This is a genomic window from Ramlibacter algicola (assembly GCF_016641735.1).
GTDB classification, from domain to species: domain Bacteria; phylum Pseudomonadota; class Gammaproteobacteria; order Burkholderiales; family Burkholderiaceae_C; genus Ramlibacter; species Ramlibacter algicola.
The window spans coordinates 1,031,116-1,057,682 of the sequence record NZ_JAEDAO010000001.1 but is presented as its reverse complement, the minus strand read 5'-3'; the positions used below and the strand labels follow the sequence as shown (position 1 = coordinate 1,057,682).

The window sequence follows — 26,567 nt, the reverse complement described above, 5'->3', positions numbered from 1 at the left end:
CCTCATTGAATTTGTCGGATGCGGGGAAGCCATTCCGCGATCCCGGCCTTCAGCACGGCGAGCGAGGAGCGGAATGCAGCTTCCGGTTGCCGGTACGGGTCCGGCACGTCCTGGTTGATGAAGCGGCCGATGCGAAACACCCGGCCACGTACTTGCGGATAGAACCCCTCGACGCGCGCGCGCTGCTCGTCGTCCATGACGAACACCACGTCCGCAGCCATGCACAGGTCACGAGTGACCTGGACAGCACGATGGGAACGAATGTCGATCCCCTCTTCCTGCATCAGCTTCACGGCCGTGTCGTCTGCGGGGCGACCGATCAGGGCGCCCAGGCCTGCACTGCGGACCTGCACTTCCGGCAGCGCCTTGGCCAGCAACGCCTCGGCCATGGGGCTGCGGCAGATGTTGCCTTCGCAGAGAACGACGATGCTGTTCATCAGCGAAGGGCGCTGGCGCCCTGGTTCAAGGCCGACGCACTCGGCAGGATGAGGCTCACGATGCGGTTCCAGTTCACCAGCGGCACCGGGTCGATGTAGACCACGTCGCGCGGGCGAAGAGCGAAGGTCTCGGCCAATGCAAGTGCCGTCGGCGATGCCGCATCGAGATGAAAGACTGCCGGCGAATTGCCTTGTGCCGTGTTCCGGATCACGTAGATCTGGCGGGTATTGGCGGTCGTGAGGTTTGCGCCGCCCACTTCACCCAGAGCTTCATTCAGGGTGAGACGTCCGTTGCGCATCACGACGGCAGATTGCTTGGTGACTTCGCCCATGACGAACACCTTGCTGTCCTCTCGGCTGCGAACCGTCACCAAGTCGCCGCTCTCGAGAATGATGTCGTTCGCGTTGAATCCGAGGTCCTGCAACTGCAGCAGGTCGATCGGGGTCGTCTGGTTGCCACGGGTCAGCGTCACCGAAGACCGGTCGCCGGCCGGCGTGATGCCGCCAGCGCGATTGATTGCTTCCGGCAACGTCATCGGGACGTCCGTGAAGATCTGCGCCCCCGGGTTCTTGACTTCGCCGTCCACGTACGCGCGTCTGCTGCGGAACGAGGTGATCCGCACCGTCACCTGCGGGTCTTTGATGTACTTGGCGAGCCTGCCTCGAATCTGGTCCGTGGCTTCGTTTTCCGTCAGGCCCGCAACCTTCACGCGACCGATGAAGGGGAAGGAAATCTGTCCATCCGCGCCGACGATGAAGCCAGGAGCGCTGGTGATCCCGGTCGGGTCGGCCTGCTGCGAGATGACAGCGCCTGCATTCGGCAGCAATTCGGGGTGGTCATAGACGATGACGCCGATGATGTCGCTGGGGCCGATCGTGTAGGGCTTCGGCGCACCGAACAGCCGACGCACATCGGCAGACACTTCCTTGGGCCTCGCCTGCACCTGCGCTTGCACGAGAGCAGGCGTGATGGGAGTGACGACGCCCTGCGGCGGATTGTTCGCATCGCCCGGCACGTACTGCCCCAGGGTGATGCTCGTGCGCGACTTGGGATCGGCATAGTCGAAGCCAGGCGCGGTGACCACGGCACAACCCTGCAGAACCAACAGCAACAGCACAGCGCCACCTGCTCGGAAGGTGGCGCTCAGACGCGAAATGGGCATCCCCAAGTCCTCGGTATCGTTCTTGTTACAAATTGAAGCCAGCCGAACTTTAGCCTACTCATCGGGGTTTCCCTAGAGCAGGGACTCACTTGCGCGGCACTCTGCGGCAATGTGCGCACAAGTTCATGGCAGTGGCGTGGAGTGCCACTGCTTACGAGTCCATTAGCGGGCGGCGTCGCGAATGCGGCGGAGGTTGTCCTCGAAGTACGCCAAGCCGGACCGGTCCGAGTTGAAGACGGCGTTCAGGTCAGGCGTTGGCGGCAACTCGGCGCGGCCCCGGCGGATCGGATTGCTGCCGCTCTCTCTCACGGTGGTTTCCCTCCCGATCGCAAAGCGAGATGTGCCACCAACCTGCAGGTGAGGCAAAGGCTGCCAATCACGACGTGGGCCGATCGGAATCGACAACTCCAATCCGACAAGCTGACGCGCCGGATTGCCGTCCGTGGTCGTGCGCTTGTAGAAGACGCTCACCGCCGTGTCCGCAAACCATTGGCGCAGCCCGACGCGGAGGCCACGGTCGTTGTTCATGAATTGGCCGGCAGTCGCCTCGAGGTCGGTGCGCGTCGCCATGACGCTGTACCGATAGCTACCAATCACGGGCATGGCACGCCGGACGCCGCCCAGGGGACCCAGGCCGCCCATGTACTCGTTGTTGCGGAGGGCACCGGCCATCGCAGACAGGCGATGTCGGCCTTCACCCGGCTCCCACCGTAGCTCGGCGAGTGCGCCGTCATAGAAACGGCCAACCCGCCCCGCCGTGACTTGCGCCGTGACCGCCCCAGGACTCCAACGTTGGTCCTGCGCACCCGTTAGCCATCGCTCCACGGGCACGCGGGTCGTCTGCGTGAACGCCAGGCGCTCGATGCCAGAGCGCACGCGCTGCTCGCCGAAGACGCCTTCGGGTTCGTAGTTCCGCGACTGGTCGATCGGCACGTCGACAGCGCCTTCGACGCTCGCACCGGCCCACAGTGGGAGCTGCGCCTTGATGTTCGCGCCCACGGAGGCATCGAACGCACCGAACTCGGTGCCCGAATTGGTGCGCACCACGGGACTGATGGACACCCGCAGCGTCTGCCAGCCCGGGTTCTGCCGCTGCACCAGCCACACGGCACCGTCGTGAATGTCGCGCAAAGGCTGCGAGCCGGGCGTCGACAGCTGCCCCGCGGTACAGGTGTTGGACGGCTGCTCGATCCATTCGCGCAGGCAGTCGGCCTGGCCGGTCACCGCCACCAACGGCACCTGCCGCACCGTCAGCACCAACCGGTAACCCGACCTGGACTCGCTCAAGTTGCGCGCGACCACGCCTAGCGCTACGCCGAGTGCATCGGCCGAATTCCACTGCCAGCTGCCGTTCTCGACACGGACCGCCACCATGCCATCGGCGGTACGCCCCACCCAGATGTCCTGCAGCCCCTTCGCTTGCAGTGCGTTGGCGAGCGCCTGCAACTGCGCATCAGACGGTGACGCCGCGGCGCCGCCCGGCGCAGCCCCGTCGTTCCCGCGGAGGCGGGAACGCACCGCTTCCTTCTTGTCATCCCCCTGAACGCGGGGGTCCAGCGCTTCTGCCTTCTTCGATTCCGTACCCGGACTCGACAAGCCCGCTCGGGCCTCATAGCTTGGCTCCCGCCTCTGTCCTTCCTGCAGCGGCAGCAAAGGAGCCTTGTCTCGCCCAGGCATCGCCGGCACCTTGTACAGCGGAACCGTGAGCGCGGCGTTCCACCACGTGCGCTGCGTGAGCGGCGACCGGTTCAGTGATGCATTGACACCCGCAGACACCCCCCAGCCCTCGGGCAGCCAGGCTTGAGGCGCGAACACGCGGGCTCCTGCCCACGCCTTGCCATCGCTGTATTCCACGTGCGCCCGCAGCAAGGGCATCGGCTGCCAAGCGAGCGAAGCGAATGCACCGGACAGGGGCGACGCCGATCCATTGATCCCTCGCCCGCTGCGCTTCGCCAAGCCGCCGCTGGCCTGGAACGGACCGGTGTCGTACGTGAGGACGCCGTAGTAGCTGCGGAAGTAGGTGACCGAGCCGCCGACGTCGGTGATGCCCACAGCCGCATTCCAGCGGCCGGCAGTGTCGAGGCCGATGCCGAACTTTCCAGAAGCTGACAGGTCGCGGGCGCCGCAACCGCCGGCGGAAAAAAAGCAGTTGTCGTGCAGGGAGTTGGTCGCGAGACGCCCCGCCACTTCCATGTTGGGGAGCAATCCGACGCCGAGCGCGAGGTTGTGGCCACTGGTGTTCCGCGCGATGCCGGACACCTGGTTCTCATAGCTGGTGCCCAGGTTGCCCCAGGACAGCAAGCCGGCCGTCGGCGTGATGCCTAGTCCGGAAAAACCCGCGCCGGTCAGCGTGGTGTCGACGGCGAGTGCGGGAGATGCCACGAAAGCCGCGGCGATGGGGAGCAGGAGGCGGGCGCGCATGAAGGGTGCGAATGGTACAGACGCGGTCCACTTGTGCGGGAATTGCCGAGGGCGTGGCTTTCCGGCTATTTACGATCTGTGACATGCCGTGTACGCTCGCCCACTTGCTTATCCAAACAGTGGGGAACGAGGGTATGAAGAGCATCTGGAAACTGGCCGCCGTGGTGGCGGTCGCAACGCTGGCTTCCTGCGGCGGTGGCGGTGGCGACGACGCGCCGACGACCCTTGTGGCCGCCAGCGACACCAGCCTGTCCGTGAATCCGACGACCGGCGCCGCGCTGGTGACGGCAGTGACCGGCCAAGCGTTCACGTTCACGGGCGGCGCAGCCCCCCTGGGCACGACGGCTGCAACGACGGTCACCCTCAACGGCGGAGCCGCTCCCACGTTCGCCATTGCGGAGGGCAACAATTCGGCCACCGGCAACCTGCAGTTCGGCTCCTGCATCTTCGTAGTGACCACTTCGAGCTTCCCGGCGTCGCACGCGCTGGCGACCGGCAAGACGGTCACCGTCAACCCGTGCAACCTGAACGTCGCCACGGCTGGGGCTGTCGCGAACGGCGTGGCCACGAGCCGTAGCGTGGCCCTGGTCCTTGGCGCCGCGTCGTCTGTCGGCGCCTCAGTGACGGTCGGCGTCAACCCGGGCGGAGCTCTGACGCTCAACGGGAACATCGTCACGACCGTGACGCTGAAGCCAGTGACCGGCTAAAGCATTGGGTGGCGATCCCACCCGTGATGTAGAAAAGGCCCGCGTCAGCGGGCCTTTCGCTTTCCGGGTGCGGTGATTTCCTACGCGGTGGCGCGATTCCGGCCGAGCTTGAGGAATGGCTGAGCCTTACTTTCCGCCTGCCACCCCGAGCCCAAAGTGGCATCGGGGTCGATCTTGGTTGCGGCCCCAGCCATGGAGGTTCTTCGCCCGGCTGCAAGCCGGGCGTCTTTTTTGTGGTCGCGGGGATGGTGCCGGAGGCCGGAATCGAACCGGCACGGTGTTGCCACCGGCAGATTTTGAGTCTGCTGCGTCTACCGATTTCGCCACTCCGGCAGCGTTGGGATCGCAGGATTTCGATTGTGGCACAGTGCCTGCATGAAGCCCGGCACCTACCCCACTATTGAAGACGCAGTTGGCAAGACTCCACTCGTCGCACTGCAGCGCATTGGCGCAATCGAGAACAAGGCGCGGGGCAATGTCATCCTCGGCAAGCTCGAAGGCAACAACCCTGCAGGATCCGTGAAGGATCGCCCGGCCTTGTCGATGATCCGGCGCGCCGAAGAACGCGGCGAGATCAAGCCCGGTGACACGCTCATCGAGGCGACGTCAGGCAACACGGGTATCGCGCTCGCGATGGCAGCTGCCATCAAGGGCTACCGCATGGTTCTGATCATGCCGGAGGACCTCTCTATTGAGCGCGCGCAAACCATGAAGGCATTCGGCGCCGAACTGGTGCTCACGCCAAAGAGCGGCGGCATGGAGTACGCGCGCGACCTGGCCGAGAACATGCAGCGAGAAGGCAAGGGGCGCGTGCTCGACCAGTTTGCCAACTCCGACAATCCCCGCATCCACTATGAGACGACGGGTCCTGAGCTATGGGAGCAGACAGGCGGGCGCATTACACATTTCGTCAGTGCGATGGGGACCACCGGCACCATCACTGGCGTGTCACGGTTCCTGAAGGAGAAGAACCCCAAGGTGCGCATCATCGGTGCGCAGCCCAGCGAGGGTTCACGCATCCCGGGCATTCGCAAATGGCCCGAGGAGTACCTGCCGAAGATCTATGACCCGTCGGCCGTTGACGAGCAGGTCTCTGTAAGCCAATCCAACGCCGAGGAGATGTGCCGCCGACTCGCGCGAGAGGAGGGAATTTTCGCTGGTATCTCTGCGGCGGGAGCCTGCTGGGTCGCGCAGCAAATCTCTGCAAAGTCGAAGGAAGCGACGATTGTGTTTGTCATTTGTGATCGCGGCGACCGGTATCTGTCCACCGGCGTTTTCCCGGCTTAGCCTCACGCGCAAGACTAGATCTCGCTACCCGCCGTTGCGGTCGCGCTGATTGCACGCACATAGATCCGTTCTAGCAGAATCAGATTCCGCTCGGGAGAGAACTCCCTCTCGTACTTCGCACGGGCGTTTTCGCCCATACGCTCCATCGCGACAGGATTTTCCGTAGCCCAGCGAAGCTTAGAGGCTAGATCTTCCGCATCGCCGGCCACGAATAGCAGCCCTGTCACTCCATGTTCGACGAGGGTGGCCAAAGATCCTAGATTGCTTGCGATGATTGGCAATCCAAGTGAGTACGCCTCGACAAGGACCATCGGTAGCCCTTCGAACCAAAGACTTGGCAAGACGAGCGCTCTCGCTCTCAGCATTTCCTCGGCAAGCTCCTCAGAACCTATCCGCCCGAGGTGCGTCAAGCCCGAGCTCGATACATCAGCAACCAGCGGACCATCTCCGGCGACCCGGATTTCCTCACCTCGGAACTCTTTGGCCGCTTTGAGCATCACGTCGATGCCCTTCTCTTCGCTCAATCTTCCGGCAAAGAGAAACCCACGACGTTGTTGCGAAATCTGCGATTTCGAACGACGCAGAACGAAGTTGGGCTTGCACGTCAGTTTGTCTGCAGGAAGCCCCCAAGCTTGGAACTTGAGAGCGGAAAATTCGGTCAGCGCGATGAAGACGCTCACTTTTTTCTTCCACGTACCGATTCGCCTGTGGACATAGATCATCAACGCAAGAAGAAGCGAAGCACTGAATGAGCCGCGGTACACACGCTTGGCGACTGCCCACCAAGGACCATCAATCACGCTTTTCTCTTCAATCCGTCCGTCATGCATTAGCAGCGCGGTCGGGCAAATAATGCGGAAATTATGAAGCGTGAAAACTACAGGGACTTTATTCGCGCTGCAGGCGTAAAAGACAGAAGGAGATATCTGAGGGAAAAAATTATGAACATGAACCACATCTGGTTTGAACGTTCTCAAGATGCGGCGAATACGTATGTAAACCGGGATTGAGAACACCACACCTACGGCACTGACAAGCTTCGCGAACGCCCCCATCAGTACATTGTTATCTGTGGAAAATAGCTCGAGCTCATGTCCGGCTTCCCGGAGAAGCGCCGCCTCAGATTCAACAACAACATCTTCGCCGCCCCGCTGCTGATATTTGTTATGAACGATCAAAATCCTCATGGTATCTCAGACACCAGTTGCCGTCAGTGCGACTCGACACCGACGGGATTTCCGATATTGTTCTAATGGACCCTCGACGAATCTAATCAACGCCAATGAAGTCAGCACGACAAGCACAATAACGAACGTTTTGAAAAGAACGTCCCGCATCGGGAAGATCGAAGCGCCTAGCGAAATGACCAACATGTGAGACACATAGATCGGATAGGACAGATCACCGAGGCGGCGGTCCCACTCCCAATTCTTGGTAACTGAAAACAGCACCGGAAGCGCGAACAACACACCGGTCGTGACAATGGGACTAAGGAAGAAAAGCCGTCCACCCAAACCTACGCGACCTACATTCGTAGCCACAAAAATGAGTAAGGCAGCGAATACATGCAACCACATCGAAACGCTTCGTTTCGAAGCCAGATAGGCGATCGCTCCCGCCACAAAGAAGAGCAACTCAGAAGGGAAGAACCGATAGGACCAAGGATCAAAGCGGAGCCCAAACGTCCCCGCTATAAATAGGCGCAGGAAAAAAGAGCCGACAAGCGCGGCAAACAGGATTCGCGGCCCGCACCGCAAGAGCAGCGGTGCAAACAAGTAGAAATAGACTTCAACGGAAAGCGACCATGCTTGGGGAATGAGCAGGTACTGCCAAAGTTGCAGCGATTCAGCAGCGAAATCCGAAGTGAACCGCAGGCCGCTAGTCCCGTCAACCGTTAGAAAATGTACCGCGTCTTGCCCAACAAGAACCACTTGCGAAAGACAGATCAGAAGCATCGCGGAGAATGGTAAGTCTGAGGGACTATGCCATCTCAGATGGGGCTTCAGTCCCGCCGACGTCAACACTAAAGCAAATAGAGCGCAAGCTAAGAAAGTTGGAGCGAGTCGCCAAACACGGCCGAGGTAGAACTCGATATTGCTGTCTGAACCCATGTACTTCGTGTTCAGCACGAGCGCCATATAAAACCCAGAAATCATGAAAAAAATCTGGACGGCGGCGTCGGCCGGAAAAATGGTGAACGGAAGTATCTCACCATGAACAAGCACAACAGCGAGAGCAAGAAAAACACGTAAACACCCCACCACATTCACCTTATTTCTTGTCGCCGAAAGAAGCCGTAAGCCGCACCTGCGCAGATCCACGTCGCCAGGGCGAGATTGGGACTATTCAGCACGGGATTGAAGGCAACAGTTGGTAGTGCGCACCATGCGCAACATGAAAGCACATGAAGCCAAGCCCGGTCCGATCGTCTGATAGTCGTCTTTTGCGTCGTGATTGAACGACGCCAATGGGAGAAGAAGCCGAGGTAGATCGCTAACCACAGGGCGAATGCCAAAAGGCCGCCGTTGCCAAGAATGTCTAGTGGATCACTGTGCGTCGGCAACACCTGCGTACTTACATCGACCTCATAATCCCCGAATTCTTGGGTTGAAGCGTCGGCGAAACCTGCGCCAACGATTGGCGACTGCAAAAACTTCAGCCAGGCGCGCTCGTACATTACGGACCGGTATTCGACATTACCTGTCGGCAGTCCCTCCCCGGTTCCCCTAACTGTGACTGCCGCCAGGGCGACAAAGAGTACGGTGGCAACGAGCGCGAACCATCCAAGCGCCTTACCAGCCATCGACAGGCGAGAAGTCAAGCGCACCATCTCGACGATCATGATGTAGAGCAATGAACATCCCGCCACCAGATAAGCCGTGTTTTTCGCTGAGACAACTGCCACAGCCCCGATGAGGATTAACGCAGCAAGTTGGAACAGAACGACCTTCGATCGAAAGTAGAAAAAGACCAAGGGGCCGATTACGAGATGCTCTCGGGCGTGAAAGAGGCCAGGCTCCCCCGTCACCAATTGGAGGGATGCCATCATGACTGCTCCAAGTACATAGGCCCCCCCCAACGTTCGAAGCACGGTAAGTGGAGAGTTTGTGCGTTCAACAATCCAAGCCATTACCGGATATGCAAGAAGGTATATGCCCAAGGTGAGAAACGTGTTTTGCACGTCGCGTGCGAACCGCGCGTAAAACGCTCCCACAAGCACATACAAGCCCAAACCAAGGGCGGCCTTGGCGCTCAGATTTCCGTGGGGCCGGATTGCCGCAGCGCTGTAGTTTGATCTCAGACGGCTTGCCAGTGACAACCATAGTCCGCCGGTCACCACTAGGAATAGTCCAGGCACATGCTTGAGCAGCGGAGTGAACTCCAACAGCACGCGCATCGGGTCGAGTGCCCAAAAGAGCACAAGCCCGAGACTACTGGCCAGGACCAGCCTGAGTTTAGTCAACGAAGTTCCTCACGGGTCGCCGATATTTCAATCTCTGCTCAATCAAACGATAGAGACTCGACACTTGGCGAGCCCATGACAACTCAGTTGCTCGATTCCTCGCTCCGAGGGAACATGACTCTCGGAGCTGTGGTTGGTTGCACAAATCAGCTAGCGCTTTGGAGAGATCACCAACGATTTGCTCGAACGTCCGATTTCTTGCTTCGATAACACGTCCAGTTAAATCATTCGCAAAATACTTGGGCCCTCCCAAGCTCAGACAAACTACTGGCAGGCCATGTGAGAGTGCCTCAGTGATGACGTTCCCGCTTGAGTCGTGAAGACTGGTGAAGAGGAAAATGTCCGAAGCGTTGTAATACTTGTCGACTTCCTGACGACTCACAGCGCCTTCGAAGACTACTTGGTCGCGCAAACCAAGATCTAAGGCAAGTTGCTCAAGCCCTCGGCGGTGCGGGCCGTCTCCTACCAGTCGAAATCGGAAGGCTATGCCGTGCCGCTTTAGGTCGGCCAAAGCATGAAGGCTAATATGCAGCCCTTTCAGTCCGACGAGACGGCCGACATAGAGGATCGTCATCGGTCGTTGACTCTGAATCGAGCTTCGTGCGGGCTTCACTTCCGCGCCGATCTCAGCATGCACTACCGCTCTTCCTTGGTGAGCAGCCGGGATGCAGGCGCGCGTCTCCTCGGTCTTGCACGCAATCAAAAAAGTTCTAGAGATCAACAGGCGCCATAGTGGGTCAAGTCGTGCCGAATGTATACCGACGGCTCTCGCAATTTCGAAAACCTTGGACTTCAGCGGCAGACCACGAAGCAGACCGAGCGGCGTTCTTTCGCCGCCACCGACCGGGCCAAATACGAGTGGCACACGCAGGAGTGCGAGAAAACTCGGATATCGAAATGTGCCCCAGGTGATGTGGTGAACAACATCAAACGTCGTTCCCATGCAGAGCTTGCGTGCCTTGAAGAAGGCACCCAATTGCCATGCAACATAGTACAAGCGAGAATTCAAAGAACCTGGCTTTCGCCGCACGCCAAGAGCCGGGGGCTCGAAGTAGACGACTGACAAGTTCGCCAGCGGCCTCGCACTCAGCTCATTTTCAATTTGGGCGCGAAAGAACGGATGTGTGAGAACGGTTACTTGATAGACCTGCGAAAGCTCCCTCGCCCACCGCCACCCAACACCGGGCTCCGAGCCAAGGATTGGTGAGCAGCCATACGCTGAAAGAAGAACCCTCACGCCGCGTCCTCACTGAGAACGTCACCGACCAAGTCGCTCAGGTCTTTGCGCATCTGAGCTACGCGATCGTCAATCTTTCTTTTGACGTCCGTGCGCGATTCGGCGAGCTCCGTGACCTTTGATGTCAAATCAGACGCTTCCAGATGCGAGATATCAAGGACATGCTCACTCATGCCGAGCTCTGCCATAACTCCTTCAGTTTTAAAGCCCTGATATCGAATTGCGACTACGGGGCAGCTTGCAACCGCAGCCAAGATGCAGGAATGAAGTCGCGTGCCGATCAGCACTCGACAACGGCCATAGAGGTAGCTAAGTTGCTCGGGCGCGAGGTCGTCTACTACTGTCCGAACGGGCACATCACGCGCTTCGAGTGCGTCCGAGATCCTCTTGAGAAGATCAAGATCGCTTTCACCATGGTGCCGCACCGTGACCTGCGGGAAGAGAGCGACTCTGAATCCATGCGCCCGGTGCAGTTGCACGCAAGCCTCGATGATCTGAGTCTCGTAGTTCCGTCGGGCCGCTGCTACATCAGGGCTCCCAGGAAAATACCAGTTCACGACAGTCACTCCGATCCAATCTCCATCGTCCAAGAATGCGAACTTCTCGGAGTAGTTTGCCGGTTCACGTGGTTCTATCAAGAACGCAAAATCCGGAGCGAGTACCAATTTTGACGCGGTATTGCCATGCATGAGCCTTTGAGCAAGTTCTAATGACAGGCGCTCCCGTACCACTACCAACTCGCACTTTCTGAGCGCCTTGGCAACCATCCGCCCCGGCAAACCATCAGGCAGCGGACCCAAGCTCTGACCCATGATGACCACTCGCTTGCCTTGCTGTGCACTTTGGTGGATAGAAGACAGCACTCGCCAGAGGTAGAGCACCCCCCTCAATCCACCTTGGTCGCTATAAATGTACTGACCACCTTTCAGCAAAACTAAGTCAGACTGTTGAATCAACTCATTCGACCTATTTCGAAGGAATTTCGTTGGTCCAAGAATGAGATTCAGGTAGTGCTTGCCGGAGTCACGAAGCAAACGTGCGGCTGCTAGCACGTTCCTAAGCGCTGAGTGAGCGGCGTCATCGATGTATGGCGACGGAATGCTGTGCGAGCAGACTTCATCCACATGTCCCGCGATGTGTCTGTGATGGAAACTGAAGTTCGGGTCGGATGCCGCGTATACCGAATGCAAGTAGATTTGAACGTGAGGCGCGTTTGACTTCAAGGCTTTGACCGTCGCAAGAACGATCGCCAAATCCCCTTTGTTCGAATCCGAGTATGCGTGCAGGACTGAAATTTTCATGGTCGAACTCAATCGTGGAACAGAGGCCAAACGCTCTCTTCAAAGGCCCTTAGAGACGTGGCTTGTGAGAACTGGCTTAGCGAACGGGCCCACCTTGTTCGATTAGTTCCGAGCTCGACACTCATTTGGTCGATTGCAGTGGCGAGAGCCGACGGGCAGTCAGTATTAATGACGATCCCCAAGTCGTACGTTCGGGCTCGATATCCAACCAGCCCATGTGAACACGCGATCACAGGCACGCTAGAAGCGCAGCTGCGAGGTAGGACTCCACTACTAGCAGTGAAGCTCTTCGCATATGGCAGAAGAGTGACGTCAGCAGCAGCAAAAACGTAAGGCAGTTCGCCCTCTTCCACGAATCGGTCGAGATGGACGATTTGCGCCGGAAACTTCGCTTTCAGAGCCAGCAATCGTGGCTTGAACTCCTCTTTGATGTTGCCGACTATGAAGAGCTTCCGGCCACTATCACGTAACGCCCTTTCACTGGCCGCCAATACCAGCGGAAACCCTTTGCGTGCATCTTGAAAACCGATTGTGAGTGCCACAAAGTCTTCTTCCGAGAAGCCAAACCGAGCTCGCGCCTCCGACCGAAGTTCCGCATTGAACAAGCCAAACCAAGGATCGGGAACGATGTGGACAGGCTGCCCCGCAATGCGGGTACCTCGTAGACGCTCGTCGAAAACAACCAACTCTCCGGACGTTCGGGAAAGTGCGATTGAGGTCGCTGCGCGGTTCAGGTGGTCGTGAAAGCCCCTGCCATCCGCCCACACTCGGTATTTGAAGGCAACCACTCGCCGCGCTGCGATTCGCCAACTTGTGCGCTTTGCGAATGCAAGCGGAACCAAGTACTCATCTAGCGCCATGAAAACTACATCTGCGCCAGGGTTCAGTTCACATGCACTCGCTATTGCCTGGGTAACCTGCACGAACTCAGCTCTCGAAAGTTTCTTGTTCCATGCCCCTCCTAAGCATGTATCTGCGCACAGTATGTGAACTTGTGGAATAGAAAGAATTCCGAGTTGAACCGCGTGATCAGTTCGATAGTCTCTGCGTGTGACGATCACTATTGGACGCTGGGAGTGACACCGCACCACATGAATGACGTTCGCTAGAACTTGTAGTCGACTCCCACGAAAGATGGGCTCAACTAGAATCAGCGCGCGCTCAGTCACGGACGCTCTCGCTTGCGACCTGTTCCCGCAGAGTGAAGACGACGTTTGCTCCTTGCGCAATCGCCGGAAGAGCCGCTGCTAGAACATAGCCAACGGCAGCTCCCCACACCCCGAATTTGTGAACAAGCGCGACCCCGATGGTCATTGAGAATGCCGCGCCGAGTGAATTTCCGATGAAGATCCATTTAGTCGCCCGCAATGCCAATCCGATTGCATTGCCAATCGCCGATATCACGTATGCGAGGTGTGCAAGTGACATTAGGGCGAGTAGAGGAGCAGCGGCTGCGTACTTTCCGCCGTAGAGTGTCTCAATCAGAAGTGCCGACGATGAAATAAGCACCACGAGGATCAGTAGTGACGTAGCGGCGTAAATCCATACGTTCCGGAACATGAACTTGGCGAGCTCGCGCGGACCCCCATCATTGAGCACAGCGGACGCACGTGTAGGCAGATAGTTGCCAATCGCCGTTCTCAAAACATTCAGAACGTTGAGCAAGGAATTTGCTACGAAGAAGTCAGCCAAGCCTTCTGCCTTATAACCTTCGAGCAAGAACGGATACGCCTGAGTAGAGGTCCAAAATACCAGTTGGCTATACACAACCCACTTTGCGAATTTCCAATGTTCAACAAAGGTTGCGCGTAGGGCACCTGCCGTAACGTTTTGGCGACGCCTTCCCAGCGACAGAACGAGCGGAAGTGCTCCAGCGATCGCACATGCGATTAGTACTTCGAAACCGGAATCCCTGCGGGCATTTCCGCTGCTTGATAGCGAGGCAAGAAGTGCGAGTTGCAGGCAGTAGGTAAGGCAGCTCCATAGCGTAGCTGCACGGAAGTTCCGGACTGTGTACAGGTAGCGCCGAAATATTTCTTGTATACCGAGGATCAGCAGCAGGGCGGCTGTTGCCCCGAGCACGAACACATCTGGGAAGAATGCAGCGCTCGCAGCGATTAACACGCAGCAACCCGCGGGCGTGCACAGCCACAACAATTGCAGGACGGTCTTGTATCTTCTCAGGAGGGCCTCAGGCTGCTCTGTCGCCCCGAGAACTGCCAATGGCTGGGCGAGCAATGCTCGTTCAAAGGACAAGATGAATTGAACCGAGAGCAGGGCCAAGGAATAGGTTGCAAATCCATTCTTCGTCAGCACGTATGCAGCGATCAAAGAAGTGCAGAAGCTCCCGCCTGAGACGATTAGCTGATCAGCGATTGCCCATACCGGCGACCCTGTCGTGCTGAGGTGCAGCTTAAGCAATGCGAGCCTTACGAACGCTATTCAGCTAACAAAAACAAATGAGATGCAGCCGATCACGACCGGTCGTAGGGAGGCTCTGTTGAACTTGCCAAGCGGCAAGCATTTGCCGCTTGGCAAGCAGGAGCATTGACGCGGAAGTCGCTGCCGGCAGCGGATATTCCATCTGCTCCGAGCCGCGCTCACTCTTGGCTAACCGCCACCTTAAACCCATGCGTCTTCAGCAGCGCATGTTTCTTGGCGGCTTCAAGGTCGCTGGCGATCATCTCGTCGATCATCTGGTCCAGCGTGATCTGCGGGGTCCAACCCAACTTCTCCTTGGCCTTCGTCGGATCGCCCAGCAGGGTCTCGACTTCGGCCGGCCGGAAGTAGCGCGGGTCGATCCGCACGATGGTCTGGCCGGCCTTCACACCGGGCGCCTTGTCGCCAGTCACCGAGGCCACGACGCCGACTTCCTCGACGCCCTTGCCTTCGAACTTCAGGGTGATGCCCAAACGGGCGGCGCTACGGGCGATGAACTCACGCACGCTGACCTGCACGCCCGTGGCGATGACGAAGTCCTCGGGCTGGTCCTGCTGCAGCATCATCCACTGCATGCGCACATAGTCCATCGCGTGGCCCCAGTCGCGCAGCGAGTCGATGTTGCCCATGAACAGGCACTCGTCCAGCCCCTGCGCGATGTTGGCCAGGCCGCGCGTCACCTTGCGGGTGACGAACGTTTCGCCGCGGCGCGGGCTCTCGTGGTTGAACAGGATGCCGTTGCAGGCATACATGCCGTATGACTCGCGGTAGTTCACCGTGATCCAGTACGCGTACATCTTGGCCACCGCGTACGGGCTGCGCGGGTAGAAGGGCGTGGTCTCCTTCTGCGGCGTCTCCTGCACCAGCCCGTACAGCTCGGACGTGCTGGCCTGGTAGAAGCGGGTCTTCTTCTCCAGCCCCAGGATGCGGATGGCTTCCAGCAGGCGCAGCGTGCCCATCGCATCGACGTCGGCCGTGTACTCAGGCGACTCGAAGCTCACGGCCACGTGGCTCTGGGCGCCCAGGTTGTAGATCTCGTCCGGCTGGGTCTGCTGGATGATGCGGATCAGGTTGCTGGTGTCCGTGAGGTCGCCGTAGTGCAGCACGAAGTGCGGGTGGTGCACGTGCGGGTCTTCGTAGATGTGGTCCACGCGCTGGGTGTTGAACAGGCTGGCGCGGCGCTTGATGCCGTGCACGATGTAGCCCTTCTTCAGCAGGAATTCGGCGAGGTAGCTGCCGTCCTGGCCGGTCACGCCGGTGATCAGGGCGACCTTCGGTGTGGTGGTCATGGTTCGTTTATCCCAGAGAATCAAAAGCAGACGCGGCCGGAGAACCGGCCGCTCGAAATTCGCCGTTGGCGCGTGAGCTCAGTGGGCGTCGTTTGCGCCCAAAACAACGCGGATCGTTTTGAAGAAGATGAAGAAGTCACCCCAGGGCGAAAGGGTCTCGACGTATTTCGCATCGAGTTCCACTCGCTGACGATACGTCAGCCGATTTCGGCCCGAGACTTGCCACAGGCCCGTCAGCCCCGGCTTGACGGCGCAGTAATGGTGCCAATACACGCCATACCGATCGCGCTGCTGCGGCATGCAGGGGCGCGGGCCCACCAGGCTCATGTCGCCCTTCAGCACGTTCCAGAACTGCGGCAATTCGTCGAGACTTGTGCGACGAATGAACTGGCCGAACGCCGTGACGCGAGGATCCTTTTCGATCTTCTGGTATCGCTGCCAGCGCAGCTTGGCCTCGGGATCGCTGTCCAGGAATGACGTGAGCAGGTCGTCCGAGTCGACGCGCATCGACCTGAACTTGTAGAAATCAAAACTGCGCCCTCCACGCCCAGCCCGTTTCTGGACGTAGAAAATCGGCCCCGGCGAACTCAGCCACACGCCTGCCGCAATTACGAGGAAGCACGGCAAACCACCGATCAAGAAGAACGCCGCTCCGAGAACGTCCACCGCACGCTTCGTCGCGCGCAACCACAGCGGCAGGGTGATGTGGGCGACACGATGCTCCAACGGCAGTGGAGTGGTCAGCTCACCCTCTCCAGAAACTTCAGTTCTCAGCATTCCCCGCCCAGCCTTCTAGTATTGCTTGTGACCGCCACGCCTGTAACCAAACGTTGAGCCATGTATCGTAGTTTGACTTGGCTCAGGACACAACTCAGCTCAGGGCTGAGAAGTGATCCGCCGTGAGCTTCTTCACGACAACGCGTCGGGTAGATAGGTACAAAAGCATTTCTTGTCACTCGTAATGCATGGCCCGTGCCAGCGGCAGCCCGGCGCGGTCCTTCTGGGACAGCAAGGGTTGCTGCGAGCCGGTGTCAGGCAGGCGCCAGTCGACGCCGATGGCCGGGTCGTCCCACGCCAGGCAGTGCTCGTCCTGCGGGGCGTAGTAGTCCGTGGCCTTGTACAGGACGTCCGCCGTCTCGCTCAGGACCACGAAGCCATGAGCGAATCCCGGCGGGATCCACATCTGGGTGAAATTGTCGCCGGAAAGTTCGTGTGCCACCCATCGCCCGAATGTGGGGGATGAACGGCGCAGGTCCACCGCGACATCGACCACGCGCCCGTGGGCCACGCGCACCAGCTTGCCCTGGGGATGGTGCAACTGGTAGTGCAGGCCGCGCAGCACGCCGCGGGCGGACCGGGAGTGGTTGTCCTGCACGAAGGTGACGTCGACGCCCGTCGCCTCACGGAACGCGCGGGCGTTGAAGCTCTCGACGAAGAAGCCGCGGGGGTCGCCGAAAACCGTGGGCTCCAGCAGAAGCACGTCGGGGATGGCGCTCGGCGTCACCTTCATGGGCGGTCTCCTGCATACGCTTCGACCAGCATGCGCCGCACGCCGGCCTGCCAGTGCGGCAGCACCAGGCCCGTGGCTTCGCGCAGGCGCGACGTGTCCAGCCGCGAATTCAAGGGGCGGCGCGCGGCGGTGGCGTATTGCGATGACGGCACGGGCACGACCGCATCGGGGCCGATGCGCAGCGACAGCCCAACGCGCTGCACCTCGTGCAGCACGAACTGCGCATAGGCATGCCAGCTGGTCGCCCCGGCCGCGGCGGCATGGAACAGGCCACGCCAGGGTGCGCCGCCCCGGATGCCACGCACAAGGTGCGCCGTGATGTCGGCCAGCAAGTCGGCGCCGGTGGGTGCACCCACTTGGTCGTCGACGACTTGCAGCTGGTCACGATCGCGCGCGAGGCGGACCATGGTCTTTGCGAAGTTGTTGCCGCGCGCGCCGTACACCCAGCTGGTGCGCAGCACCACTGCGCGTGGGCAGCCTTCCAGCACCAGCCGCTCGCCCTCGAGCTTGGTGGCGCCGTAGACGTTCAGCGGCCCGGCCGCGTCGGTCTCTTGCCAGGGGCGGTCGCCGCTGCCGTCGAACACGTAGTCGGTCGAGTAGTGCACCAGCAGCGCACCCAGCGAACGGGCCTCGCGCGCGATGACGCACGGCGTGGCGGCATTGACGAGCCGCGCGGTGGCGGCGTCGGTCTCGGCCTTGTCGACGGCGGTGTAGGCAGCGGCATTGACGATGACGTCGGGCTGCACGGCGCGCACGGTGGCGGCGACGGCGTCCGGCGCGCTGAAGTCACCACGCAGGTCGCCCTCGCCGGCGGCGTCGATCGCCACCAGCTCGCCCAAGGCGGCCAGGCTGCGTTGCAGCTCCCAGCCCACTTGGCCGTTGCAGCCGAAGAGGAGGATCTTCATGCGAAGTCCTTCGTCATTCCCGCGAGCCCGTATCCGTCATTCCCGCGGAGGCGGGAATCCATCGCTTCCGGGAGCGAGGGAGATGGAAGCGATGGGTCCCCGCCTTCGCGGGGACGACGGAGTGGACCACTGCCTCCGTCATTTCGGGCCTCAGCCGGCCTGCTTCTTGGTGGCGGCTTCGCCGATCGGAACGACACGGCCGTACTGGTCGTCCATGCGCACGATGTCGTCTTCGCCCAGGTAGCTGCCGCTTTGCACTTCGATCATCTCCAGCGGCGTCTTGCCGGGGTTGTGCAGGCGGTGCACTTCACCCAAGGGGATGTACGTCGACTGGTTCTCGGACACCAGGTAGGTGTCCTTGCCGCGAGTGACTTCTGCGGTGCCCTTCACGACGATCCAATGCTCGGCGCGGTGGTAATGCTTCTGCAAGCTGAGGGCGGCGCCGGGCTTGACCACGATGCGCTTGACCTGGAAGCGCGGGCCGCTGTCCACGCTGTCGTACGAGCCCCACGGGCGCAGCACCTTGCGGTGCATCGCGGCTTGCGAGGTGCCGCGCCTTTCCAGCTCGGGCACGACCATCTTGACCAGCTCGGCCTGGCCGCGGCGGGTGACCAGCAGCGCGTCGGGTGTGTCGACGATCAGGAGGTCGTCGACACCGACGGCCACCACGCAGCGCTGGGGCGCATAGATGTAGTTGTTGTTCGCCTTGATGGCGACGCCCTCGCCTTCGATGCGGTTGCCCGCCTCGTCGGGTTCCACCATATCGGCCACAGCGTTCCAGCTGCCGACGTCACTCCACAGCGCGTTGAACGGGAACACCGCCAGGTCGCCATGCCGCTCCATCACGGCGTAGTCGATGCTTTCGGAGCGGCAGGCTTCCAGCGCCTCGGCACCGGGACGCAGGAAGTCGGCGTCGCGCTTCGACGTGGCAATGGCCTCGCGGCACTTTTCGAGGATGTCGGGGGCGTGCTCCTGCATGGCGGCGATCAGCGTCCCCGCGGAGCACAGGAAGATGCCGGCATTCCAGAGCACCTGGCCACCCAGCAGCAGTTCCTGGGCGCGCTCGGCGTTCGGCTTTTCGATGAAGCGCTCGACCGCATGGCCGCCTGCGGGCCGGGCCGCGCCACGCTGGATGTAGCCATAGCCGGTGGCCGGAAAGGTGGGATTCACGCCGAACGTGACCATGGCGCCGGACCTGGCCGTCGCAGCGGCGCCTTGCACCATCTGCGCGAAGGCCGCCGTGTCCGGGATGTGGTGGTCGGAGGGGCAGAACAGCAGCAGTTGCTCGGGGGAGCTCGCCTCCAGCGCTGCCAGCGTCATGGCGGCCGCCGTGTTGCGGGCCACGGGCTCCAGCAGGATGGTGCCGGCCATCCTGGCCTCCTGCAGCGCCTCGCGCAGCATGAAGCGGTGGTCTTCGGCCCCCACCAGGATGGCGCCCAAGCGAGCATCGGCGAGCATGGCCACGCGCTCCAGCGTCAGGGCCAGCAGGCTCTTGCCCTCGATCAGGGGGACGAATTGCTTCGGGAAGGCCTTGCGCGACAGTGGCCACAGCCGAGTGCCGGAGCCGCCGCAAAGGATGACAGGTTGGATCTTGGCGGACACGGTTTTCGCTCGGGAATGCACTGTTCTGGTGAGCCAATGATGCTAACCCAACGGCTCGCAAATTCCGAGCCCGCGCGGCAGACCGATGGATGAGATCATCCCCCCCGAACGAGGGTGTCACGGCCGTGTGACGGATTTGCCGAATTGCATGTGCGGCTGATCGGCTTGCCGGGGGATGGGCTTGCGCGCATCCTGAGGCGTCGCGTTTGCAGGAGGCTTGCCATGTTTCCTCTTGGTTTTGCTCCCTCCCCTTCCGGGGGAGGGTCGGGGTGGGGGCGCTCCGAGGCCTCCCCTGCCCTCCCCCGGAGGGGGAGGGAGTTTCTTTGGGTGCTGGCCGCGGTGTGCTTCCTGATCGGCGCTCCCGCTGTCGCCGCGACCCCCGATTCCTTACAGCAGGATGCCGCCATCCAATCCCTCAACCGCGCCTATTCCGCAGTCGTGGGTGTGGAAGTGCAGGCCGTCGACGGCTCGCGCTCGGCCGAGACGCTGGGGCAGCAGCGCAGCGGGTCGGGCGTCGTCATTGGCGCCGACGGCCTTGTGCTCACCATCGGGTACCTGATGCTGGAGGCCGACACCATCCAGGTGGTGACGCAGGATCGCCGCACCCTCCCGGCGCGGGCGGTCGCCTATGACCAGGCAACCGGCTTCGGGCTGGTCAAGACGCTCCTGCCCTTGCGCGGCATCGCGCCGGCCCCCCTGGGCTCTGTGGCGGACGTGCGGCCTGGTGACGCGGTGCTCGCGGCCACGGGCGGCGAGGACGGCGACATCGACATGGCGCGCGTGGTCGACAAACGCCCGTTCACCGGCTACTGGGAATACGCGATCGATGTCGCGCTGTTCACGTCACCGCCGATCGACAACCACAGCGGGGCGGCGGTGTTCAACCAGCGCGGCGAGCTGCTGGGCATCGGCAGCCTGTTCGTGGGCGATGCCACCGGGAACGGGCGGCGCTTGCCGGGGAACATGTTCGTGCCGGTGGATTTGCTCAAACCCATCCTCTCGGAGATGCAGCAGACCGGCAGCACGCGCGCGAGCCGGCGGCCATGGCTGGGGCTCACGTCCAGCGAGGCGCAGGGCCGCGTCGAGGTCGTGCGCGTGAGCAAGGACAGCCCCGCCGAGCAGGTCGGCATGAAGGCCGGCGACGTCGTGCTGGCCGTCGAGGGGCAGCGCGTGGCGACGCTGGAGGAGTTCTACAAGACGCTGTGGGCGCGCGGCACGCCCGATGCGGACCTGACGCTGACGGTGCTGCAGGGACCGGACGTGAAGAACATCCGCGTCAAGCCCGTGGACCGCACTACCACGATCAAGAAGCCACCGGGGATCTAGCCCTTCTGGCGCGCGTGCTGCTGCCACCGCCAGGCGTCGGCGCACATCTCGTCGATGCCGAAGCGGGCTGACCAGCCCAGTTCACGCTGGGCTTTCGATGCGTCCGCCCAGCACGAGGCCGCATCCCCGGGGCGGCGGTCGACGATCTTGTAGGGGATCGGCTGGCCGCTCGCCTTCTCGAACGCGCGAATCATCTCGATCACGCTGAAGCCGCGGCCGGTGCCGAGGTTGATGGCGTGCCATCCCTCGGCCTTCGCGCAGTAGTCCAGCGCGTTCAAGTGCCCGGCGGCGAGATCCTGGACGTGGATGTAGTCGCGCACGCCCGTGCCGTCCGGCGTCTCGTAGTCGCCCCCGAAGACCTGCACGAGCGGCAGCTGGCCCGTGGCCACTCGGGCGACGAAGGGCATGAGGTTGTTCGGGATGTCCTTCGGGTCCTCGCCGATCAGGCCGCTGGGATGCGCGCCGCACGGGTTGAAGTAGCGCAGGCACACCACGCGCCACGTCGGGTCGGACGCGCACAGGTCCGACAGGATTTCCTCCACGTGCAACTTGCTGCGTCCGTAGGGATTCAGCGCGGACGTGGGATGGGATTCGTCGATCGGCAGCCGCTGCGGACTGCCGTACACCGTGGCGCTGGAACTGAACACCAGTTGCCTCGTGCCCGCGCGGTGCATGGCCCCGAGCAGCGCAATCGTGCCGGCCACGTTGTTCTCGAAGTAGAGCAACGGCTTGGCGACCGACTCGCCCACGGCCTTCAGCCCGGCGAAGTGGATCACGGCCTGGCACTGGTGCTGCTCGAGCACCGAGTGGACCAGCTCCGCGTCGCGCACGTCCCCTTGGACAAAGGTCGGACGCCGCCCGCTGATCGTCGCGATGCGCTCGACGACGTCGGCCGTGCTGTTGCTCAGGTTGTCGAGAAGGACGACGTCCCAGCCCGCTTCGAGCAGGGCGATGCAGGTGTGGCTTCCGATGTAGCCGGCTCCGCCGGTCAAGAGTGCGCAAGGGGGACGAGACATGCGGCGATTGTGCCGGTGTGGTCACCTCTTCCGTCTTTGTTGGAAGCGCTCTTTCGCGTCATTCCCGCGCTTTCCGTCATCCCCGCGCACAGGTCCGTCATTCCCGCGAAGGCGGGAATCCATCGCGTCCGCCTTCCATGCGGCCTCCATGAAAGCGATGGGTCCCCGCCTCCGCGGGGACGACGGACCTGCGCGCGGGGGGTTCTCAAAGAATCTCCTCGTACAAATCCCGCCACTCCGGATTCACCTCCCGCACCAGCCGCAGCTTCCACGCCCGGTTCCACCCCTTCAGTCGCTTCTCCCGCGTAATCGCCGACTCCATCGTCTCGTGCACCTCGTACCAGACCAACCTTGTGACGCCATACGCGTCCGAGAACCCCGGGACGCAATGGTTGCGGTGCTGCCAGATGCGCTGCGGCAAGTCGGAGGTCACGCCGATGTAGAGCGTGCCGCACACGCCACTGGCGAGGATGTAGACGGCGGGGTGGCGCTCGCGCATGCGGCACAGTAGGCCCGCCCGCGGCAGTCGGCGTCCGTTGACCGCAGGACGACCGCCCTTCCCGCCCATCTCCGTCATCCGCGCCCATCCCCGTCATTCCCGCGGAGGCGGGAATCCATCGCTTCCGCCTTCATCCCAGCCCGTCATGGAAGCGGTGGGTCCCCGCCTCCGCGGGAACGACGGAGCGGCGGCGACGCGTCATCCGGCCCATCTCCGCAACCCCGCTCATCTCCGCATCCCCGCCGATCTCCGTCATTCCCGCGGAGGCGGGAATCCATCGCTTCCGCCTTCATCCCAGCCTGTTATGAAAGCGGTGGGTCCCCGCCTCCGCGGGGACGACGGTTCCTCCCCCACTCATGGAGAACAACACGGAAGCGGTGGATTCCCGCCTTCGCGGGAATGACGAGGCCTGTCCGCAGGGACGCGGGTCTGTGCCATCCGATAATCCGCAGTTCATGTCCCATCCCAAGATTTACGTCGCCGGCCACCGCGGCATGGTCGGTTCGGCCATCGTGCGGCAGCTGCTCGCCGCCGGCCACCCGCAGGATCGCCTCGTCACCCGCACCCACGCGGAGCTGGACCTCACGGACCAGGCCGCGGTGCGCGCCTTCTTCCAGCAGGAGAAGCCGGATCAGGTGTACCTGGCCGCCGCGCGCGTGGGCGGCATCCACGCCAACAACACCTACCCGGCCGACTTCATCTGGGACAACCTGATGATGGAAGCCAACATCATCGATGCCGCGTTCCGCTCGGGCGTGCACAAACTGCTGTTCCTGGGCTCCAGCTGCATCTACCCGAAGATGGCGCCGCAGCCGATGCGCGAGGACGCGCTGCTGACGGGCACGCTGGAATCGACCAACGAGCCGTACGCCATCGCGAAGATCGCCGGCATCAAGCTGTGCGAGAGCTTCAACCGCCAGCACGGTGTCGACTACCGCAGCGTGATGCCGACCAACCTGTACGGGCCGGGCGACAACTACCACCCCGAGAACTCGCACGTGATCCCGGCGCTGCTCCGCCGCTTCCACGAAGCGAAGCAGGCCAACGCAGAGAAGGTCGTGATCTGGGGAAGCGGCACGCCGCGCCGCGAGTTCCTCTACGTCGACGACATGGCGTCGGCCAGCGTGCACGTCATGAACCTGGACGCAGGCACGTACGCGAAGCACACGCAGCCGATGCTGAGCCACATCAACGTGGGCTTCGGCGACGACCTGACGATCCTGGACCTGGCCGAGGCGGTCGCGAAGACCGTGGGCTACGCAGGCGGCATCGAGACGGACCCGACCAAGCCCGATGGCACGCCGCGCAAGCTGATGGACAGCTCGCGCCTGCAGTCGCTGGGATGGTCGGCCAAGGTGTCGCTGGCCGAGGGGCTGCAGCTGGCGTACCAGGATTTCCTGAAGGCGGGCAGCGCGGTTCGGGGCTGATCCTGCGGCGCTACCGCGCCTTCGTGTGGATTGCGGGTCAAGCCCGCAATGACAGCTCCCCGGTTTGTCATTCCGGCGAACGCCGGAATCATGCTTGTGGCGGGGGCCGGAATCCATGCCAGTGCAGCACAGCAACGCCAGCGCGCAAGGCGGCCTCAGCCACGCGGTGTGCGCCCTGCGAGCAAGCGCACTCCTAGAATGCCTCGCTTCCAGGCAGCAGAGGGGATCCGATGAGAGTCGCCGTCGCGGGCATGGGCTATGTGGGCCTGTCCAGTGCTTGTTTGCTCACCCCGCACCACCAGGTGATGGCTGTCGACGTCAATGCCTCGCGTGTGGCCCAGATCAATGCTCGCGACTGTCCATTCGACGACGTCGAGCTGACGCGGTTTCTCGCTGACTCCAGCAAACTGTTCGAGGCAACCACGGATTGGAAGACGGCCTACAGCCACGCCGACTTCGTCATCGTCGCCACGCCGACCAACTTCGACCCGGTGACACACAAGTTCGACACCCGGTCCGTGGAAAACGTGATCCGTGACGTGCGCAGCGTGAACCCCGCGGCCGTCATCGTCATCAAGTCGACCATCCCGGTCGGCTTCACCGACCGCATCAACGCCGGCATCGGCGCCGGCCAGGTGATCTTCTCGCCGGAGTTCCTGCGCGAAGGCAAGGCGCTGCACGACAACCTGCATCCGTCGCGCATCGTGGTCGGTGACATGACCCAACGCGGCGCGCAGTTCGCCGAGATGCTGCGCAGCGCGGCGGTGAAGCCGGACGTGCCGGTGCTGCTGACGACGTCGGCGGAAGCGGAAGCCATCAAGCTGTTCGCCAACACCTACCTCGCCATGCGCGTGGCGTACTTCAACGAGGTGGACAGCTACGCGCTGATGCACGGGCTGGACACGCGCCGCATCATCGACGGCGTGTCGATGGACCCGCGCATCGGGGCGCACTACAACAACCCGTCCTTCGGCTACGGCGGCTACTGCCTGCCGAAGGACACCAAGCAGCTGCTGGCCAACTACGACCAGGTGCCGCAGAACCTCATCCGCGCCATCGTCGATTCGAATTCGACGCGCAAGGACTTCATCGCCGAGCAGGTGGTGCGCCGCAACCCGGGCGTCGTGGGCATCTACCGGCTGGTGATGAAGGCGGGGTCGGACAACTGGCGCTCGTCGTCCATCCAGGGCGTGATGAAGCGCATCAAGGCCAAGGGCATCGAGGTCGTGGTGTACGAGCCCGCGCTGCCGGACAAGGAGTTCTTCCGCTCGCGCGTCGTGCGCGACCTGGAAGCGTTCAAGCGCGAGTGCGACGTGATCATCGCCAACCGCCGCGCGCCGGAACTCGCGGACGTGGAGCACAAGATCTTCACGCGGGACTTGTTCGGCAGCGACTGACGGAAGCCGCTCCCATGGCCTCACAATCGGGGCCATCGAGGAGTGAGGGGAATGGACCGCAGGATCAGCCTGCTGCGCGTGCTCGCATGCTTCATGGTCATCCAGCTGCATGTGTCCGCGGAGCTTTATGCCCGTTGGGGCGCCCCCGCATGGTGGGCAGGCAATGTCTACGACTCGCTGACGCGCGCGTGCGTGCCGCTGTTCTTCATGCTGGCGGGCGCGACCTTGCTGCGGCGGGACGAGCCGTTGCCGGATTTCGTGCGGAAACGCGCGGTGCGGATCCTTCCGCCCTTGCTGTTCTGGTCCGCGTTCTACCTCTGGTGGCTCTGGTTCAACGGCGCGTTTCCCGCCGATTGGCGCATGGCGCGCATGCTGGTGTCCGGGCCGGTGATGTTCCACCTGTGGTACTTCTACGCGCTGCTGGGCGTGTATGCCACCGTGCCGCTGCTGCGCAAGTTCTACCTGCACGGAAGTCGTGGCGAACACCTGGCGTTCATCGCCGTGTGGCTGCTCGCGGCGTCCATTGTGCCGACCGCACGCGACCTCTGGAACGGCACGACCTGCGCCGGTGGCCTCGATCCCGGTGGCATCCTGTCCGTCTACCACCTCGAGTACTTCGCCGGCTACCCCGGGTTCCTCGTGCTCGGCGCGATGCTGGCGGACCGGCCCTGGAACCGCGGCGCCGCAGCCCTGTCGTACGTGGCAGCCTCGTGCGCCATCATGGCCGCCAGCTACCTGGTCTCCAGGCGTGCCGGCGCCCCTTGCGAGTACTTCTTCGTCTACCTCTCGCCGCTGGTCATCCTGGCGGCCGCAGGCCTGTTCTCGTTCGTCCTCGCGGGTGCCCCGGCGCCGGCATCCAGGATGCTCGGCACGCTGGCCGACTGCTCGCTGGGCGTCTACGGCCTGCACGTCTTCATCATCGATCCCGTGTTCCGCCGCTTCGGCTGGGCGCCTCCGCCGGGAGAACCCTGGTTGACCGCGCCCCTGGTGGCCGCGGGCGTGTTCCTCGTTGCGTTCGCGGTGGTGTGGGTCGTGCGCCTCGTCCCCCCGGCCAGGCGCTTCGTGTGAGCGGCCAGCCTTCGCGCTTGCCGTGCCCCATGCCGCGGCAAAGTGCTTTGCTAGACTGCGCGCCCGCAAAGGT

At 62.1% G+C, this 26,567-nt stretch carries 23 protein-coding genes and 1 tRNA gene; 6 read left to right on the top strand and 18 right to left on the bottom strand.

Translation table 11 applies throughout. From position 1 onward, the window contains the following. Window positions 1-2: 2 nt before the first annotated feature. From I8E28_RS05210 to I8E28_RS05200, 3 genes are all read right to left on the bottom strand, one after another. Window positions 3-437 (bottom strand): low molecular weight protein-tyrosine-phosphatase, encoded by a 435-nt coding sequence (locus I8E28_RS05210; protein WP_200786947.1) that lies wholly within the window; start codon window positions 435-437, stop codon window positions 3-5. Further along, window positions 437-1,600 (bottom strand): polysaccharide biosynthesis/export family protein, encoded by a 1,164-nt coding sequence (locus I8E28_RS05205; protein WP_200786946.1) that lies wholly within the window; start codon window positions 1,598-1,600, stop codon window positions 437-439. The genes I8E28_RS05210 and I8E28_RS05205 overlap by 1 nt, the downstream gene beginning before the upstream one ends. Before the next feature lie 162 nt (window positions 1,601-1,762). Then, the gene (locus I8E28_RS05200; RefSeq protein ID WP_200786945.1) at window positions 1,763-4,021 is read right to left on the bottom strand and encodes a YjbH domain-containing protein; all 2,259 of its coding nucleotides are present in this window, start codon (window positions 4,019-4,021) and stop codon (window positions 1,763-1,765) included. Window positions 4,022-4,155: 134 nt separating this feature from the next. Here I8E28_RS05200 and I8E28_RS05195 point away from each other — a divergent pair, with 134 nt between their 5' ends. Then, complete coding sequence (locus I8E28_RS05195) at window positions 4,156-4,728, top strand: hypothetical protein (RefSeq protein ID WP_200786944.1); 573 nt, start codon at window positions 4,156-4,158, stop codon at window positions 4,726-4,728. A gap of 246 nt (window positions 4,729-4,974) precedes the next feature. Here the strand turns inward: I8E28_RS05195 and I8E28_RS05190 are convergent. Continuing rightward, window positions 4,975-5,061, bottom strand: a tRNA-Leu gene (locus I8E28_RS05190). Between the two features lie 42 nt (window positions 5,062-5,103). On the opposite strand from I8E28_RS05190, the gene cysM reads away from it, so the two are divergent. Further along, window positions 5,104-6,015 (top strand): cysteine synthase CysM, encoded by a 912-nt coding sequence (gene cysM, locus I8E28_RS05185; RefSeq protein ID WP_200786943.1) that lies wholly within the window; start codon window positions 5,104-5,106, stop codon window positions 6,013-6,015. A gap of 14 nt (window positions 6,016-6,029) precedes the next feature. Here the strand turns inward: cysM and I8E28_RS05180 are convergent, their stop codons facing one another. From I8E28_RS05180 to I8E28_RS05125, 12 genes are all read right to left on the bottom strand, one after another. Continuing rightward, window positions 6,030-7,202: a glycosyltransferase family 4 protein gene (locus I8E28_RS05180; RefSeq protein WP_200786942.1), complete on the bottom strand. Its 1,173-nt coding sequence runs from the start codon at window positions 7,200-7,202 to the stop codon at window positions 6,030-6,032. A 6-nt stretch (window positions 7,203-7,208) separates the two neighbouring features. Continuing rightward, a complete protein-coding gene (locus I8E28_RS05175) occupies window positions 7,209-8,285 on the bottom strand; it encodes an acyltransferase family protein (RefSeq protein ID WP_200786941.1) in 1,077 nt (358 codons plus the stop codon). Further along, a complete protein-coding gene (locus I8E28_RS05170) occupies window positions 8,282-9,412 on the bottom strand; it encodes an O-antigen ligase family protein (RefSeq protein ID WP_200786940.1) in 1,131 nt (376 codons plus the stop codon). Before I8E28_RS05170 ends, I8E28_RS05175 begins: the two co-directional genes overlap by 4 nt. Before the next feature lie 58 nt (window positions 9,413-9,470). Beyond that, complete coding sequence (locus I8E28_RS05165) at window positions 9,471-10,475, bottom strand: glycosyltransferase (protein ID WP_200786939.1); 1,005 nt, start codon at window positions 10,473-10,475, stop codon at window positions 9,471-9,473. A gap of 236 nt (window positions 10,476-10,711) precedes the next feature. Next, the gene (locus tag I8E28_RS05160) at window positions 10,712-12,016 is read right to left on the bottom strand and encodes a polysaccharide pyruvyl transferase family protein (RefSeq protein ID WP_200786938.1); all 1,305 of its coding nucleotides are present in this window, start codon (window positions 12,014-12,016) and stop codon (window positions 10,712-10,714) included. Window positions 12,017-12,024: 8 nt separating this feature from the next. Next, complete coding sequence (locus tag I8E28_RS20985; RefSeq protein WP_420850236.1) at window positions 12,025-12,876, bottom strand: glycosyltransferase; 852 nt, start codon at window positions 12,874-12,876, stop codon at window positions 12,025-12,027. Between the two features lie 301 nt (window positions 12,877-13,177). Further along, window positions 13,178-14,437: a lipopolysaccharide biosynthesis protein gene (locus tag I8E28_RS05150; RefSeq protein WP_200786936.1), complete on the bottom strand. Its 1,260-nt coding sequence runs from the start codon at window positions 14,435-14,437 to the stop codon at window positions 13,178-13,180. 179 nt (window positions 14,438-14,616) lie between these two features. Beyond that, complete coding sequence (gene gmd, locus I8E28_RS05145) at window positions 14,617-15,744, bottom strand: GDP-mannose 4,6-dehydratase (RefSeq protein ID WP_200786935.1); 1,128 nt, start codon at window positions 15,742-15,744, stop codon at window positions 14,617-14,619. Between the two features lie 78 nt (window positions 15,745-15,822). After that, window positions 15,823-16,521: a sugar transferase gene (locus I8E28_RS05140; RefSeq protein WP_200786934.1), complete on the bottom strand. Its 699-nt coding sequence runs from the start codon at window positions 16,519-16,521 to the stop codon at window positions 15,823-15,825. A gap of 175 nt (window positions 16,522-16,696) precedes the next feature. After that, complete coding sequence (rfbC, locus tag I8E28_RS05135; protein ID WP_200786933.1) at window positions 16,697-17,254, bottom strand: dTDP-4-dehydrorhamnose 3,5-epimerase; 558 nt, start codon at window positions 17,252-17,254, stop codon at window positions 16,697-16,699. Continuing rightward, window positions 17,251-18,159 (bottom strand): dTDP-4-dehydrorhamnose reductase, encoded by a 909-nt coding sequence (gene rfbD, locus I8E28_RS05130; RefSeq protein WP_200786932.1) that lies wholly within the window; start codon window positions 18,157-18,159, stop codon window positions 17,251-17,253. The genes rfbC and rfbD overlap by 4 nt, the downstream gene beginning before the upstream one ends. 150 nt (window positions 18,160-18,309) lie before the next feature. Further along, complete coding sequence (locus tag I8E28_RS05125; RefSeq protein ID WP_200786931.1) at window positions 18,310-19,761, bottom strand: mannose-1-phosphate guanylyltransferase/mannose-6-phosphate isomerase; 1,452 nt, start codon at window positions 19,759-19,761, stop codon at window positions 18,310-18,312. 444 nt (window positions 19,762-20,205) lie between these two features. Between I8E28_RS05125 and I8E28_RS20605 the strand changes: the two genes are divergently transcribed. Then, a complete protein-coding gene (locus tag I8E28_RS20605) occupies window positions 20,206-21,087 on the top strand; it encodes a S1C family serine protease (protein ID WP_338050724.1) in 882 nt (293 codons plus the stop codon). Here I8E28_RS20605 and galE read toward each other — a convergent pair. Together galE and I8E28_RS05110 are read right to left on the bottom strand one after the other, a co-directional pair. After that, window positions 21,084-22,103 (bottom strand): UDP-glucose 4-epimerase GalE, encoded by a 1,020-nt coding sequence (gene galE, locus I8E28_RS05115; RefSeq protein WP_200786929.1) that lies wholly within the window; start codon window positions 22,101-22,103, stop codon window positions 21,084-21,086. The genes I8E28_RS20605 and galE overlap by 4 nt on opposite strands. A gap of 205 nt (window positions 22,104-22,308) precedes the next feature. Next, window positions 22,309-22,602 (bottom strand): GIY-YIG nuclease family protein, encoded by a 294-nt coding sequence (locus I8E28_RS05110; RefSeq protein ID WP_200786928.1) that lies wholly within the window; start codon window positions 22,600-22,602, stop codon window positions 22,309-22,311. Window positions 22,603-23,057: 455 nt separating this feature from the next. On the opposite strand from I8E28_RS05110, the gene fcl reads away from it, so the two are divergent. From fcl to I8E28_RS05095, 3 genes are all read left to right on the top strand, one after another. Continuing rightward, a complete protein-coding gene (fcl, locus tag I8E28_RS05105) occupies window positions 23,058-24,029 on the top strand; it encodes a GDP-L-fucose synthase (protein ID WP_200786927.1) in 972 nt (323 codons plus the stop codon). A gap of 230 nt (window positions 24,030-24,259) precedes the next feature. Next, window positions 24,260-25,426: a nucleotide sugar dehydrogenase gene (locus I8E28_RS05100; RefSeq protein ID WP_200786926.1), complete on the top strand. Its 1,167-nt coding sequence runs from the start codon at window positions 24,260-24,262 to the stop codon at window positions 25,424-25,426. A gap of 51 nt (window positions 25,427-25,477) precedes the next feature. Further along, a complete protein-coding gene (locus I8E28_RS05095) occupies window positions 25,478-26,494 on the top strand; it encodes an acyltransferase (RefSeq protein ID WP_200786925.1) in 1,017 nt (338 codons plus the stop codon). The last annotated feature ends 73 nt before the right edge of the window (window positions 26,495-26,567 follow it).